Annotated in this window: 14 protein-coding genes; 5 read left to right on the top strand and 9 right to left on the bottom strand. The window is 39.5% G+C overall.

Translation table 11 applies throughout. The features are described 5' to 3' along the window. Positions 1-19: 19 nt before the first annotated feature. From GQR54_RS01025 to GQR54_RS01010, 4 genes are all read right to left on the bottom strand, one after another. Positions 20-1,264: a lipoprotein-releasing ABC transporter permease subunit gene (locus GQR54_RS01025; protein ID WP_165727442.1), complete on the bottom strand. Its 1,245-nt coding sequence runs from the start codon at positions 1,262-1,264 to the stop codon at positions 20-22. Further along, entirely contained in the window at positions 1,254-1,952 is a 699-nt protein-coding gene (gene lolD, locus GQR54_RS01020; RefSeq protein ID WP_007375330.1) for a lipoprotein-releasing ABC transporter ATP-binding protein LolD, read from the bottom strand. The genes GQR54_RS01025 and lolD overlap by 11 nt, the downstream gene beginning before the upstream one ends. Further along, positions 1,945-3,162: a lipoprotein-releasing ABC transporter permease subunit gene (locus GQR54_RS01015; RefSeq protein ID WP_166376281.1), complete on the bottom strand. Its 1,218-nt coding sequence runs from the start codon at positions 3,160-3,162 to the stop codon at positions 1,945-1,947. Before GQR54_RS01015 ends, lolD begins: the two co-directional genes overlap by 8 nt. Positions 3,163-3,309: 147 nt before the next feature. Further along, positions 3,310-4,182: a LysR family transcriptional regulator gene (locus GQR54_RS01010; RefSeq protein ID WP_206017585.1), complete on the bottom strand. Its 873-nt coding sequence runs from the start codon at positions 4,180-4,182 to the stop codon at positions 3,310-3,312. Positions 4,183-4,316: 134 nt separating this feature from the next. On the opposite strand from GQR54_RS01010, the gene GQR54_RS01005 reads away from it, so the two are divergent. Further along, positions 4,317-5,438, top strand: a complete 1,122-nt coding sequence (locus tag GQR54_RS01005; RefSeq protein ID WP_002960732.1) for an S-(hydroxymethyl)glutathione dehydrogenase/class III alcohol dehydrogenase — start codon at positions 4,317-4,319, stop codon at positions 5,436-5,438. Positions 5,439-5,510: 72 nt separating this feature from the next. After that, positions 5,511-6,353 (top strand): S-formylglutathione hydrolase, encoded by an 843-nt coding sequence (gene fghA / locus GQR54_RS01000; RefSeq protein ID WP_166376279.1) that lies wholly within the window; start codon positions 5,511-5,513, stop codon positions 6,351-6,353. On the opposite strand, the gene GQR54_RS00995 is transcribed toward fghA, so the two are convergent. After that, positions 6,307-6,645 (bottom strand): hypothetical protein, encoded by a 339-nt coding sequence (locus GQR54_RS00995; protein ID WP_166376278.1) that lies wholly within the window; start codon positions 6,643-6,645, stop codon positions 6,307-6,309. The genes fghA and GQR54_RS00995 overlap by 47 nt on opposite strands. A gap of 72 nt (positions 6,646-6,717) precedes the next feature. Then, positions 6,718-8,235, bottom strand: coding sequence for a BCCT family transporter (locus GQR54_RS00990; RefSeq protein ID WP_346766065.1), 1,518 nt, complete (start codon positions 8,233-8,235; stop codon positions 6,718-6,720). A gap of 213 nt (positions 8,236-8,448) precedes the next feature. Between GQR54_RS00990 and GQR54_RS00985 the strand changes: the two genes are divergently transcribed. Further along, positions 8,449-8,865 (top strand): MgtC/SapB family protein, encoded by a 417-nt coding sequence (locus GQR54_RS00985; protein WP_024590122.1) that lies wholly within the window; start codon positions 8,449-8,451, stop codon positions 8,863-8,865. 107 nt (positions 8,866-8,972) lie between these two features. Here GQR54_RS00985 and GQR54_RS00980 read toward each other — a convergent pair whose 3' ends face one another. Continuing rightward, a complete protein-coding gene (locus GQR54_RS00980; RefSeq protein ID WP_166376277.1) occupies positions 8,973-9,998 on the bottom strand; it encodes an energy transducer TonB in 1,026 nt (341 codons plus the stop codon). A gap of 181 nt (positions 9,999-10,179) precedes the next feature. Beyond that, complete coding sequence (locus GQR54_RS00975; RefSeq protein ID WP_166376276.1) at positions 10,180-12,087, bottom strand: beta-ketoacyl synthase; 1,908 nt, start codon at positions 12,085-12,087, stop codon at positions 10,180-10,182. A gap of 126 nt (positions 12,088-12,213) precedes the next feature. On the opposite strand from GQR54_RS00975, the gene GQR54_RS00970 reads away from it, so the two are divergent. After that, on the top strand, positions 12,214-13,224 hold the full coding sequence (locus GQR54_RS00970; protein WP_166376275.1) for a helix-turn-helix domain-containing protein: 1,011 nt from the start codon (positions 12,214-12,216) through the stop codon (positions 13,222-13,224). Between the two features lie 149 nt (positions 13,225-13,373). Then, positions 13,374-13,910: a hypothetical protein gene (locus GQR54_RS00965; protein ID WP_166376274.1), complete on the top strand. Its 537-nt coding sequence runs from the start codon at positions 13,374-13,376 to the stop codon at positions 13,908-13,910. 140 nt (positions 13,911-14,050) lie between these two features. Here GQR54_RS00965 and GQR54_RS00960 read toward each other — a convergent pair whose 3' ends face one another. Next, positions 14,051-14,563 (bottom strand): MgtC/SapB family protein, encoded by a 513-nt coding sequence (locus tag GQR54_RS00960; RefSeq protein ID WP_002960746.1) that lies wholly within the window; start codon positions 14,561-14,563, stop codon positions 14,051-14,053. Between the last annotated feature and the right edge of the window lie 7 nt (positions 14,564-14,570).

Below are 14,570 nucleotides of genomic sequence, written 5' to 3'. Positions count from 1 at the left end.
TTATCTGAGCTTCTTATACCTAGTTACCAAGCACCTTGGCAGGATCTACGCGCGTTGCTTGCCATGCAGGATAAATAGTGGCAAGTATCGCAAGCACAAACGTAACAATCACTGTAATACCAATGTCTTCAAGTACTAATTTACTTGGTAAAAACTCTATAAAATAAACGCCCTCAAGTGGATTGGCTCCAAATAATTGGCTTATCCACGTAAAAAGCTCACTTATATTAAGCGCTAATACCACGCCAATTAGTGTTCCTAGTGCCACGCCTACAAATGCTTGCATTAAGCCTTGCATTACAAAGGTGGCTAAAATAGTACTGTCTTTCGCGCCCATGGTTTTTAAAATTGCGATATTGCCTTGTTTTTCGCGTACTTCCATCACTAAAGAGGATACAATATTAAAACTGGCTACCGCTATAATTAAAAACACCACAATATAAACAATGGTACGTACCATTTGAATATCTTGAAAAAGGCTGCCTTGGGTTCTGAACCAACTGGAAACATACACGTAGTCGTCAATAGTTTGGCCCACTTTTAGCGCTATTTGGTGCGCCGAAAACACATCATCAACACTTAACCGCAGCCCTGTTACTTGAGTTTCATCGTAACCCAATGTTTGCTGCGCTTTATTAAGATGTATAAATGCAGCTGTACTATCAATGGGGCCTCCCATTTCTATAACACCTGCAAGGTTAAGTGTTACGCGTTTAGGCGCTAATAATGACTGACCTTTTTGGCCTATTTGCGGAATAAGTAACGTAATGTTGTCGCCTACTCTTGCATCTAACTGTTTTACTATTTGCTTACCTAAAATTACATCGTCAAGGGCTAACTGACTCACTAATTTACCACTGGTAAACTGGTTTACCGCCGATACATTACTCTCGAGCGATGGCTCAACACCTCGAATTTCTATCGCTTTTAGCTGGCTTTTATATTGCGCCATCCCATTCACTGCAATAAATGGCGCAGCCCCTGTTACATGCGGTTGTGTTTGTAAATCCTCAACTTTTTGCGACCAATTTGCAATGGGTCTACTTGGTGCTACATATTCAACCTGCGGCACAACACTTAGCAATCTATGTACTAGTTGCTGCTCAAAACCATTAATTACCGACAGCGCCACAATTAAAACCGCGACACCTAATAAAATACCAATAGTCGACGCTTTAGCGATAAAACTAACAAAGCCGTTTTTTTCATCTTTGTGGCCTGAATAGGCTCTAAAACGTTTACTTAAAAATGCACTAAGCAACATGCTGCGACTCTTTAATAGCTAGTTTTCCATCGTCTAAATAAGCTATTTTGCCTAGCTTATCGGCAAGTTCTAAATCGTGTGTAACTACCACAAAACTGGTGTTTAAGCTTTGGTTAAGCTCATTAATTAAATCGTAAATTTTAATCGCATTTTGTTTATCTAAATTACCGGTTGGTTCATCAGCAAGCACAAGCGCAGGTTTAGTAACCAGTGCACGGGCAATAGCCACGCGTTGGCGCTCTCCACCAGAAAGCGCAGACGGTTTATGCGAGCTGCGATGTGCAAGGCCTACTTTTTCGAGCATATCGAGCGCTTGAGCTTTGGCTTCTTTTGCACTCAAGCCTTTAATTAATAATGGCATAGCCACGTTTTCAACTGCGCTAAACTCCATTAATAAGTGATGAAATTGATAGATGAAGCCCAAATTTTGGTTTCTAAATGCGGCTTGCTCTGTTCGCGAAAGTTTTGCAACTTCTTGGTTTTTAATTTTAGCGCTACCTGAGCTTGCGGTATCTAATGTGCCAAGTATGTGTAAAAGCGTACTTTTACCAGAGCCTGAACTCCCCACAATAGCGAGCATTTCACCTTGCTGAAGCGCTAAATCAACGCCTTTTAATACTTCAACTTGGTTGCTGCCATCTTGATAAACCTTACTTAAATTTTCACAACTAATTACTAAATCATTCATAACGTAATACCTCTGCTGGTTTTACTTTTGCGGCTTTACGCGCAGGATATAAGGTAGCTAAAAAGCTCATAGCAATACTGGCAAACGCTATTATTACTAAACTCAAAATATCAAATTTTACCGGAAGCTCTATACCCGCCAATAAGTTTAAGCCCACTAATGCAAGTAGCTCATTTATATATAAACTAAATATTACACCTAAAAATGCGCCTATTGCAGTACCAATTACGCCGTTATATAGGCCTTGCACCATAAACACTTTTTGCACTTGCGAAGGTGTTAAACCTAACGTTTGTAGTATGGCTACTTCACCTTGTTTTTCGCTTACCATCATGGTTAATGCCGATACAATATTAAATACAGCCACCAATACAATGAGGGCAAGCAACATAGACATAATGCGCTTTTCCATAGCAACGGCTGCAAATAGAGTACCTTGGGTACTGCGCCAATCACTGTAATTGTGATCTTTTAAAATACGTTGGCTTGCTTCAATAAATTCATCTAGTTCGAAAGGTTCGTGCAATGAAACACTTAAATTTGGGGCGGTGTTTTTATCCAGCTTTAATACCCGTTGTAGCGAAGCGCCACTCGTAAACGCAAGTGCCATATCTATCTCAGATCCGGTTTCGTATATTGCGGCAACTTTAAATAAACGCTGGCTAGGTACTCGCCCAAGTGGCGTATAAGTTGAAGCGTTAGGCATAATAACGCGCAGCTTATCACCCACGCTAACGCCTAATTTACGGCTCAAATAACGGCTTATTGCAATGCTGTAGTTTTTGTTAAGTACGGTTTTCCAATCGCCTTGCACTATTTTGTCGGTTATTTTATATAAAGAGCCGTTATCGTCGTAAAGGCCTTGCAGTAAAACGCCATGTAAATCTTTATTAGTTTGTAAAATAGCTTCGCCGTGGCGGTATAAGCTTACATGGTCAACATAGGGAGATTGTTCGAGGTCGGTTTTTAGGGTATTCATTTGTGTAGCTGTATGTGCTTCCGCTTTTATTTCAACATGAGGAATAAGCCCTAGCATGTTCGTTTTTAAGCTATTTTCAAAGCCATTCATTACACTGCTGACCGTAAATAAAGCCATTAAACCAATAGCGATACCGGCAATAGAAAAAAACGATATAAACGATATAAACGCATTTCCCTTAGAGGAGCGACTATATCTAAGCCCTATAAATAAGCTAACCGGTTGAAACATATTATTTTTAACACTTATCCTAAAAGTATTGAGCAATAGTAGCACGAAAAAAGTGCCTTTGGGTATGACGTAAAATGTAAGAAATAATTTAAAAATCTGATACTTGGCTATATTTAAAGCAATATGTATTTAACCATTAACTCGCGGTTAAGCTTTAAGTCCGTTGACTAAATAATCGAGTAATACGCGTACATTAGTGGCCACAAACTGCCTTGGTGGATACACGCCCCATACACCCTCTTGCTGTGGTTGATAAGCAGTTAGAATAGGAACTAATTCTCCAGAGGAAATTTCGTTGCCAATGTAGTAGTCGGGTAACTGTACAATACCGAGCCCCTTTTTTGCGCCATCCACCAGCGCCCAACCACTATTACACTGTAGCCGCCCCGCTATTTTAATGTGTTTATCGCGCCCATTTTCGTTTACGCGCCAGTAGCTGCTATTACCAATTAAACATTCATGGCTGTTTAGCTCGCCTAAAGTATGCGGCTCACCAAATCGCGTTAAATACTGTGGTGCCGCGCACATAATAAACCGCCGCGCACTTAACCTACGCGCTTTTAAGCTCGAATCTTTTAAATGCCCTAACCTTATGGCTAAATCAAATCCGCCCTCTAATAAGTTTTCTTGCTCGTTACTTAGTGTGGCAACAACTTCTACCTCGGGATGATCCTTCATAAAATTATGCACTATAGGCATAATGAACGTTTCCCCATACATAACAGGGGCTGTGAGCTTAATTTTACCCTTTGGTGTAGTTTGGTGCGTGGCAAGACCTTGAGTTGCCTCATCCATAGCATGTTGTAAGTGCTTTATTTGATGTAAATACACTTCGCCTTCTTTAGTTAAAACCACTTTACGAGTAGTACGGGTTAAAAGCTGGGTATTTAAACGTTTCTCAAGCGCCGTAACATGGCGGCTAATATGCGCAACCGAAAGCCCAAGCATTTTTGCAGCCGCAGTAAAGCTGCCCTCCTCCCCTACAGCTATAAACTCATCTATTCCATCCCAACGCGCCATTATTACCATACTGTAAAAGTGTTTTAATAAAATTGAGATTATCATTATTTGAGAAACAAATACAATAAGCACATCACCCAAGCAAATTGGGTCTACAATTATTTTTTAATAGCCAGTTAAAGGAAATAAAACACATGTCTGAATTTATTAAATCAAAAGCTGCCATTGCTTGGGGTCCTAATCAACCACTTAGTGTTGAAGAAGTTGATGTGATGATGCCTAAAAAAGGCGAAGTAATGGTAAAAATTACCGCTACAGGTGTGTGTCATACCGATGCATTTACATTATCAGGCCAAGATCCTGAAGGCATATTTCCTGCTATTTTAGGTCACGAAGGCGCTGGTGTTGTCTATGCTGTTGGCGAAGGCGTAACGAGTGTTGAAGTTGGGGATCATGTTATTCCTTTATACACTGCAGAATGTGGCGTATGTAAAATGTGTACTTCAGGTAAAACTAACCTGTGTTCAGCCGTGCGCGAAACACAAGGTAAAGGCCTAATGCCAGACGGCACTACACGCTTTTTTAAAGATGGCCAACCAATTTATCACTACATGGGTACATCAACGTTCTCTGAGTACACTGTATTGCCAGAAATCTCACTCGCTAAAGTAAATAAAGAAGCATCACTAGAAGAGATTTGCTTACTCGGCTGTGGTGTAACAACAGGCATGGGCGCAGTTACCAACACAGCTAAAGTAAAGCCTGGCGACACTGTTGCTATATTTGGCTTAGGCGGTATTGGTTTGTCTGCGATTATTGGCGCAAAAATGGCCGGTGCGGGTCGTATTATTGGTGTTGATATAAACACCACTAAATTCGATTTAGCTACAAAACTAGGTGCAACTGATTTAATTAACCCAAAAGATTTCGACAAGCCAATTCAAGAAGTTATTGTTGAAATGACAGACGGCGGCGTTGACTACTCGTTTGAATGTATCGGTAATGTTGACGTTATGCGCTCAGCACTTGAGTGTTGCCACAAAGGTTGGGGTGAGTCAGTAATTATTGGTGTGGCGGGTGCAGGCCAAGAAATATCAACCCGTCCGTTTCAACTGGTAACTGGGCGTGTATGGCGTGGTAGTGCATTTGGTGGCGTTAAAGGCCGTTCACAACTTCCTGAAATTGTTGAGCGTTACATGGCAGGTGAATTTGCTCTTAGCGACTTTATTACTCACACAATGAGCCTTGAAGATATTAACGAAGCGTTTGATTTAATGCACGAAGGCAAAAGTATTCGTACAGTCATTCATTACTAATAAACTGCATTCGTAAAATAGCTTATTAATAAGCCGTAATACTTTTAAGTTTGCGGCTTTTAAGGATTAAGTATGTTAGAAAACATCTCAAGTGTAAAAGTGTCTGGCGGTTGGCATAAGCAATATACTCACAGCTCACAAAGTACACATTGCACTATGCGCTTTGCCGTATTTTTGCCACCAGGCGCAAGTGAGACAAACAAAGTACCGGTACTTTATTGGCTATCAGGTTTAACCTGTACAGACGAAAATTTTATGCAAAAAGCCGGCGCATTTAAAAAAGCAGCTGAGCTGGGTATTGCTATTGTAGCGCCTGACACTAGCCCGCGCGGCGAAAACGTCCCCAATGAAGACAGCTACGACTTTGCACAAGGCGCAGGCTTTTACGTAAATGCCACGCAAGCTCCTTACAACACTCATTTTAATATGTACGATTATGTTGTTAGTGAATTACCAGCACTTATTGAACAACATTTTCCCGTCACAAGCACAAAAGCAATTAGTGGTCACTCTATGGGCGGGCACGGTGCATTAATGGTTGCACTTAAAAACCCGACTGCGTTTGTAAGTGCCTCGGCTTTTAGCCCTATTGTAAATCCGATTGAATGCCCATGGGGTGTAAAAGCATTTACTGGTTATTTAGGAAATGATAAAGCGCTTTGGGCACAGTATGATAGCTGCGAGCTGATGAAAAACGCAGAGCAAGCTCATTACTTACCCATGTTAGTAAGTCAAGGTGATGCCGATGGTTTTTTACAAGAGCAACTTAAGCCAGAAAACTTAGTCGCTATTGCTGATAAAAAAGGCTTTCCGCTTACACTTGAAATGCAAGCAGGCTATGATCATAGTTACTTTTTTATAAGCAGTTTTATTGACCAACACTTATTATTTCATCATCAGTTTTTAACTGCATAGGCTCATTAGTGTGTAGGGGTGACTTTTCTAACTCTACACACTCTTTCAATACTTTACTCACTTGCCTGCATACTTGTACCGTATTGTTATTGCCCTTACCTTTAATAAATTCAACTATAGCCATATCGGCTTCAACACCGAGTTTAGTAAAGCTAAAGCCCTCTTTATCTTTTACAACAGGCCCCGCATTTACTGGGCCAGGTTGAGAGCGCGCTGCCCCATCTAAAATTATACCCGCAGCAGCGCAACCAATTAATACATTTGAAAATAGAATAATCAATAAAGTACGCATTATTAACCCCACCAATATAATTACCTAAATTATATACAATTTTAAAAATAGCATTGTAAAAAAATGTAAGCCTTAGTGCTTAAATTCACGTATGAACTCTTTAATAAAACCCACCAGCTGTAAAATAAAAATAACCAAAAAAGGAAGCGCTCCAATAATAGCAACGCTTCTGTTTAATGGTTCATTATTTTGTACTAGCAAAACAAAAGCGCATAAACCTAGTGCAAACGACCAAGCATACAAGCTCCATGTTTGAGCTTCACTTGCACCACTTAATTGGCGAATAACCAAAACAGCAGAGTCTGCTGATGTGGCTACAAAAATGAGTAGAAGCAATAAACTTGACCAAATCAATAAACCGCCTTGCCAGCCTAATTGCTCGAAAAATACAAACAGCCCTTGTGTATAATCGGCTTTAATAGCCGCTAAAATGCCTGCATTGTGAGTTTGATCCCACGCAATTGCAGAGCCCGAAAACACACTAAACCATATAATAGTCACAAAGGTTGGTACAAATACGACACCTAATATGTATTGCCAAACCGGCCGTCCTTGGCTAATTTTTGCCAAAAACACACCAACAAACGGACCCCAAGCTAACCACCAAAAATAGTAATTGTATGTCCAACCTGTTGCCCATGCGGGGTCATTAATTACGCTTTCAAACTGCCATGTACCTGTGGTTATGAGCTGAATGTAATCCCATGTACCGCCTATTGCTATGTCTATAATTGGCTTTATAGGCACAAAAATTAATAGCCATACTATAAGTGCAAATGCTAAAAACACATTAAATTTACTAAGAGTTTGAATTCCTTTTTTAAGCCCCAACTTTGCAGAAATGGTATAAAGCAGCGCAATTAAAAAAATAATAATAAACCCCGAAAATAAAGCAGACTCAACCCCTAGCTCAAGCTCGAGCCCTTTACGCAGTAATAAAGTTGAATTAGCAATTGTGCCCACGACACCAAAAAATATTGCAAGTATGGCAATTAATTTAATGCTAAAGCTCAACTGTAACTGCCAAGCCCGATTAATAACGCCTTTAGTTGCACTGATCACAGGAGCACTAATATCGCCCGCTTTACCACTATTGCGAGTAAGCCCACCTAATAACAAGCCAAATACTGCATAGAGCGCCCATGCATGCGCGCCCCAATTAACTAAGGTAAGTGCCAAACCACTTGTTTGATTGTTAGGATACAAGCTTTGCTTTAAAGGCGAATTAACCGTGTGTAGTGCAGGCTCTGCTACTCCCCAAAATATAAGTCCTGAGCCCATTCCTGCTGCAAACAACATAGAAAGCCAACCAAAGGTACTAAACTCAACAAGTGCTTGCGCTCCTCCTATTTTTCGTTGCCCTAATGGGCTTATAGCAATAGCTATCACAGAAAAAAGTAACAAGTTTACCAATATAAAAAATGGCGAGCCTAAATAACCTAAAATTTTATTAATAGCGGGTTGTAAGTGCTCTGTGAGTAATTCAGGAAATAAAAAAGCAATAACAGATAACCCAACGCAAAATAGTAAGGCTGTTTTTTCAAGCTTAGTGGGGGTGCTTAATGTTTTATTTAAAGGCAAGAGATTCACATAGGTGTCTTTTAGTCTGGATAAAAGAATACGGGGCTTTAAAACTCAGATCAAATTAACTATTGCGTAAAATAGTAATAAAAACATGTAAAAGTTTCCTCAATAATTCTTGTTAAATATAGGTATTAACAATAACTCATTGATTAATAGTAATTTATGCCATGGCTTGCTGTTTGCTTATTATTAACAAAGTTAACCAGCACAGGCTCAATAATGGAAATTGATTTACAGTGGAATGAAATCATCGATAACTTAATACACCTAGGTATTGCATACCTACTTGCACTACCCATGGCTTACGACAGAGAGCGAAGTAATGATGGCGCAGGCCTTCGTACCTTTCCTCTTGTTGCTGTTGCATCGTGTGGGTATGCATTAATTGCTATGTCGGTTTTAGATGGCGCAGAAGCTCAATCAAAAATGTTGCAAGGCATCATTACTGGTATTGGTTTTATTGGCGGTGGCGCAATTTTGAAAAATAACAAATCAACCTCCGGCACAGCAACCGCAGCCAGTATTTGGAATATGGGCTTAATTGGTATAGCTGTAGCCTACAGCCGTTACGAAATAGCCATTTTACTTGCCATTATTAATTTTATAACGCTTAGGTATGTAAAAAAGTTTAAGTAACAGTTTTTTTAATAAGTATTGCAGCAAAATTCCAATGCATTATTTGAATAGCCAAAACTTATTAATGCAATAACTCCCCATAATTTATATGTGGGGAGTTACAATTTTTATAAAAAGCTTTCACCGCTTTGCTTAAGTGTAATTGTTTGTGCTTGAGCGCTTTTTATTAATAATCCACAACGCAAATCATTTTTCGAAATAACAATTTTATCAATTGTATTAGTGTCATAGTCAACGACTTTGTTTTCGCATCTAAGTTGCACTTTGCTCAGTGGTAATTCTGATTCTAATTTAACTTCAGACTTCGACATCATAGGCATTACAGCTTGTTCTGAAGCTAAATTAAATTGTTGCTTAATATCTCCCGAGTTTTTATAAATATCGTTCACTTGAGTTAACAACTGTTCCTTGTTTTGCTCTGTAAAGGTTATGGATTCAATATTGCCTAGTGCATCTATTGCATCATAAGCACGTACATAATCTTGTTTTGATATAAACCACTGTAAAGCGTTTTTAATCACACGTTTTTGAATTTGATCTGGTAGATTATCTCTAAATAAAAACGCTTCGTAGATATGCTGATCAAAGCTCTTCCAATCTTGCACAAAATAACTGTGCTGGCTTTTAAGCCATGCAAGCAAAACAATCTCAACCGTATTTTTTGTATGTTCATTTTCTAATTCATCGATACGGCTTTTAGCTTCATCGTATTTCTTTTCGTCGATTAATTTACTAGCTTGCTCATAATCATTAAAAAAGCCGCGAGACGCTTTATCGTTTGAAAAATTAATATGTAAATTTTGCGAACTCACAGTTATGGTTTTTGCTACAGGTATAGTCTCACCATTTAATTTTGCACTTTTGTAGTTGAGCTTAGACACGTAATCCATTACTTCTCTTTGGTACTTTTTTTGCCCAACCGTAGCTACAATTTCTATATCACTAACCTGCCCGCTTTTATCAACCACGTAACTGCTCAAATTAATTCCCTCTAACCTCGAAGCGCGCGAAGAAGTATTAGTAAGCTGATCGTAGTTTTTATTAATCACTTCTGCAGGAACAAAGTCGTCTGCAAAAACAGAGAGTTGAGTAAAAGTACAAGTTAAAGAAAGCGCTAATATGAGTTTTTTCATCAGTTTTATCCATCCTAGACAGTGTTTATATAATAGAAACAAACGATCAACATAAAAGCAAGTGTAAATACAAAAAATTAGTTCATTTAATGAGCTTCACTTAGAAAAAACTTAATAGATAAATATATTTGAGACATTAAAAAAGGCGCTTAAAAAGCGCCTTGCTAACAAGTATGAGTGCTTAAAACATATCTTGATAGGAATTTGTTGTGCTAAACGTAATTGCTTTTTCAAAGCCAGGTAACTGAATACTTTGCTCGTCTATTACAATGTCGTTGTCGTCAATAAGTCCGTCGCCAAAGCGGTAAATAAGCTCATATTGGCCTAAATCAGCTTGAGCTTGATACGTTTGTTGCGCGGCTTTAATTGCCACGTTTTTCTGCGCGTAACTAGTCATAACTTGATCGCCATAGCGCTTAGCGAGCATTTGCATTGTTACTTTTGGTGAAAGTACGGTAGCTGTTGCATTATTACCGCCAAAGCCTTTTGAATTTATAAAAGCAATATCCATATCGGCGCATTCGTAATGGCTATTACGAATATCAAGATGATCGGTGTAAACATCATCAGCCACTTTATCAATTGTGGTAATACCCGGCATAATATTATGGCTAAATACACCTAGAGCTATCGCTAATTGGTCGCCACTTGCAGGAGCTATAGTATGACCAACATAGGCTTTTGGCGCTGTCACTTTCCAATTATCAATAGCGAACGTTTGTGCCACTTTGTGATATATCAGCGACTCTGTTACGCGGTTTAACGGTGTACTTGAGCCATGCGCTAAAATAAAGCTACGTTCTTGCAAGGCTTTTTTGCCTAAAAGGCTCGTTGCTAAAGCAGCCGATTTAGCCATGGTAATATAGTTACCAGGGCCAGGTGACGTAATTGATTTTTTTATGCCATCTGCATTTACAAATACATCCGGTACGCAGCCCATAATGTCGGCGCCTAGTTCAAGGGCTAAAGCATCGTCCATTAAAATAGCAACTTGTGCGCCTTCACCTAATGTAAAGCCGCAGTTGTCGCCAAATGGTCGGCTACTTTTGCGATAATCTGGTTCTTCATCACTTGATAAGTTATCTAAACGGCGCAAACCTTCGACATTTGCAAGTGCGCTCATGTTACCAAAGCCTTCAATCACTTCTGGTGTAATAGCACACTCAACACTTGCGACAACCGCAACGCGTGTACGCCCTGCCTGTATGTCGTTAACCGCTGCACGTAAGTTGTATAAAAACGTAGCACAGGCCCCCGAGGTCGAAAACGTAGTCCCTACATTACCCGTAACATACGCGTTAATAAAGTCGGTCGACATTGTATTTAAACCCAGTGCTAACTGCTTAGTACTAACACGGTCGCCTTGTTGGCGCGCCTTTACTAAACCGCCTAGGCCTTTGTCGTCCATTTGGCCAATTACCGATGCTGAATAGGTACCAATTTTATCTGGCTCTACGCTATTCATAATATGCTGCCAATCAAGCCCTGTTGATTTAATAGCATCGGTAGCTGCAAAAATAGTAGCTTGCAAACCACGAGGCTGATAGCGGCTGTTATACATAACAGACGGATCAAAACCAGTTGGGAATTGCCCTGCAGATTTAATTGGATTATCACGTGTTGAGTCATGCTTAACATCTAAGTCGGCTGCAATAGTTACTTTTACTTTTTTGCCTTCAAGTTCTTCAACTTGCCAGCTAGCTGGAACAGGTGTAGGTAAGTCGCGAGCGCGCGTTTCAAACACAATTGCGTTATCGCTTGATGCGTTTAGCGTCATTTTTTGCTGCCACGGTGTGGCATCGGCATCAAAGTGTTCTTTTTCAATTTTACGAATAAGCGTACCAGCAATAATTTGCTCACCAAAACGTGCTTCTATGTCGCTTTGCTCAACATTATTACCTTGAGTATCTTGTAATTGGCCGTTTACAACACTTACTAGATTCATCAGTGTGGCGAGGCCTAAAAATGTTTCACTGCGATCTTGAGCGTTTAAACTATCTAACACGATACGGCGATAACCTTGATGAAAAGAAGTACGGCCAGCGGCGTTAATACCACCCATGCCTACTATAACGGGTAATGCAGTCATAATTTACCTTTAAAAAACGTGTTATAAGAAGAACAGGCAGTTTAAATGGATTACGCACTATACATTGTGCTTTAATAGCCAAATATTCAGCACAAAAGGCCAAAATGTACTGGTCGGAGCATTTATATGACTGATAAACACACTAATCCACCACTAAACATTGCTATAGCGGTTTATCCGCACTTATTAGTGACTAGTTTAACGCTGCCAATTGAGATGTTAAGAGCCGGCGAGGCCTTTGCTAAAGGCCATATTGATAAGCAAAGTTTTAGACCACTTGCTATAAATTTAGTGGCTAAAAATGCAGAATCTATAGCTACTCGCGCTGGCCTTGCGATAATTCCTGATTGCATAACAACTAGTGCGCCCTACAGCGATTTAATCATAGTGCCTGGTATTTGGCGCAATCCGCGCCCAGTGGTGCGTACAAATCAAGACGTAGTTGACTGGCTAAGTGAGAGCTTTAGCGCAGGCAGCCATATAATTGGTGTAGGCACTGGCAACTGCTTACTAGCTGAGGCTGGCTTACTTGATGGGCACCCTGCCACCACCCATTGGCACTACGCCAATCAATTTAGCCACGACTACCCGTTAGTGCGCCTAAAACCCGACTTTTTTATAACCCAGTCAGAACGCATGTATACTGTAGCAAGCCTTAATGCCCTTGCAGATGTGATCGTACATATTATTAGTCAGTACTATGGAAAAGCCGCCGCTCAACATGTAGAGCGAAACTTTTCGCACGAAATACGTAAACCCTACGAAGATCAACGCTATCTCGAGGGTGCAGTTGACCGCCACCCCGACGAGCTAATTGCGCAAATTCAGTTTTGGCTAAAAACAAATTTAGCCACCGAGTTAAACCTTCAAGAAGTCGCTGCCCAATTTAGCTTAAGCTACCGTACTTTTACTCGTCGCTTTAGAGCTGCTACCAATCAAAGCCCTATTGAGTATTGGCAACAATTACGCGTAGAAGGTGCGAAGGAGTTACTAGCGTCATCAAATTTGTCAATTCAAGAAGTGGCTTTAGAGGTTGGTTATAACGACCAAGGGCATTTAACGCGTGTGTTTAAAAAGGTATTAAGTCAGACGCCCAGTGGTTACAGAAAAGTAGTAAGACGAAAATTATTTGGTTAATATTTAAAAAATGTAAAATCAATATAATAGAACCCTCTAAAAATAGGTACACATATGGATATCACTAACTTACTCACATTTTCTCTACTTGTGCGACAACCACTTCTGCCTATTTCTATTATAAAACTATCAAAGCAAGTAAAAGAATCATGAGAAATAAAAAGAAATTAGTATTTTTGTTACCAATTTTAATGGCTGTATATTCTAACCAATGTTTAGGATCAGAAAGTCCAGTTTTGGAGATGCTAGACAAAGATGTATTAAATAAAATAACTCTTTTAGCTGACTCTGTATCTAAATGTAACGATATTGCAAAATCTTCTGAATTAGAGCTAAATTTAAATAAATTCAGAACACTCAATGTATCAAAAGAAACATTCCTAAAATCTTTGTTTTATTTAAGGATGCGTAATCGAGATCTGTGCGACAGTCAGGAACGCGGTAACCTCATTTTTGCAATTGGTCAACTTGACTTCACTCGTGCTGAACTCGGTTTAAAGGTCTCTAAATACGGAAATAGTAGCGGACAACTTTTATACGAACCAAAAAAATTCTTACAATACAAAATTGACTATATGAGTCTCACTGAAGATGTACGTTTCGAGTTTGAAAGGCAAGTAGGGACACAACCTTTTATTTATACGACTATTTTACAAAATTTAAATCTTAATATTTTTGATAAGTAATAGAGTATATACGTACGAAATGTAAAGAAATAATAGTGTGTCACTACACTATTAGGGTTCATATTTGAGCTTTTAAGCTAGCTTAAATATGTGCTTGTTCGAATTGTACTTATTTCAATAACACTGAAAAAACGCCACTTTTAGTGGCGTTCTGACTCGTTAAACTCTTTTCGATAATAGCGCTTTTGATAGTTTTTTACTTTAGTGTGTACGCCTTTACTTAAGCTTTTAAATTTAGCTTCGAGTACGTCTACACCATATAAAATACCCACCACCAGTACCGAGAGCTTTATAGCAGCGCCTAAGTTTTCAGTCGCTATCATAACGCCTATTGATGCTAGCACCCAAATGGTTGCAGCAGAGGTTACGCCCACTACCGCACCATCTTTTGCGAGCATAACGCCTGCGCCTAAAAAGCCAATACCTGTAATTATTTGCCCCACTACACGAGAATGATCAATTACATCCCCTTGTAAGTTAAACGCAGTGGATAAAAACAAATACGTACCCAAAGTTATTAACGCTGAGGTACGAATACCAACAGGCTTGCCGCGTAATTGGCGCTCTATACCAATAATAGCACCGCAAAAAGCTGCAGTACCAATAGCCGCCCACGAATACGGGGCTACATCAATTAAATCTAAAAAAGTCACTGTTAAC

It is taken from the genome of Pseudoalteromonas sp. Z9A4 (genome assembly GCF_011378845.1).
GTDB lineage: Bacteria > Pseudomonadota > Gammaproteobacteria > Enterobacterales > Alteromonadaceae > Pseudoalteromonas > Pseudoalteromonas arctica.
The sequence above is the reverse complement of the archived record's forward strand: the minus strand, read 5'-3'. Positions and strand labels throughout refer to the sequence as shown.

What these genes read in the sequence shown, in the direction of transcription:
- GQR54_RS01025 (WP_165727442.1), bottom strand. Translation starts at nt 1,264, where the DNA reads ATGTTGCTTAGTGCATTTTTAAGTAAACGTTTTAGAGCCTATTCAGGC.
- lolD (WP_007375330.1), bottom strand. Translation starts at nt 1,952, where the DNA reads ATGAATGATTTAGTAATTAGTTGTGAAAATTTAAGTAAGGTTTATCAA.
- GQR54_RS01015 (WP_166376281.1), bottom strand. Translation starts at nt 3,162, where the DNA reads ATGTTTCAACCGGTTAGCTTATTTATAGGGCTTAGATATAGTCGCTCC.
- GQR54_RS01010 (WP_206017585.1), bottom strand. Translation starts at nt 4,182, where the DNA reads ATGGCGCGTTGGGATGGAATAGATGAGTTTATAGCTGTAGGGGAGGAG.
- GQR54_RS01005 (WP_002960732.1), top strand. Translation starts at nt 4,317, where the DNA reads ATGTCTGAATTTATTAAATCAAAAGCTGCCATTGCTTGGGGTCCTAAT.
- fghA (WP_166376279.1), top strand. Translation starts at nt 5,511, where the DNA reads ATGTTAGAAAACATCTCAAGTGTAAAAGTGTCTGGCGGTTGGCATAAG.
- GQR54_RS00995 (WP_166376278.1), bottom strand. Translation starts at nt 6,645, where the DNA reads ATGCGTACTTTATTGATTATTCTATTTTCAAATGTATTAATTGGTTGC.
- GQR54_RS00985 (WP_024590122.1), top strand. Translation starts at nt 8,449, where the DNA reads ATGGAAATTGATTTACAGTGGAATGAAATCATCGATAACTTAATACAC.
- GQR54_RS00980 (WP_166376277.1), bottom strand. Translation starts at nt 9,998, where the DNA reads ATGAAAAAACTCATATTAGCGCTTTCTTTAACTTGTACTTTTACTCAA.
- GQR54_RS00975 (WP_166376276.1), bottom strand. Translation starts at nt 12,087, where the DNA reads ATGACTGCATTACCCGTTATAGTAGGCATGGGTGGTATTAACGCCGCT.
- GQR54_RS00970 (WP_166376275.1), top strand. Translation starts at nt 12,214, where the DNA reads ATGACTGATAAACACACTAATCCACCACTAAACATTGCTATAGCGGTT.
- GQR54_RS00965 (WP_166376274.1), top strand. Translation starts at nt 13,374, where the DNA reads ATGAGAAATAAAAAGAAATTAGTATTTTTGTTACCAATTTTAATGGCT.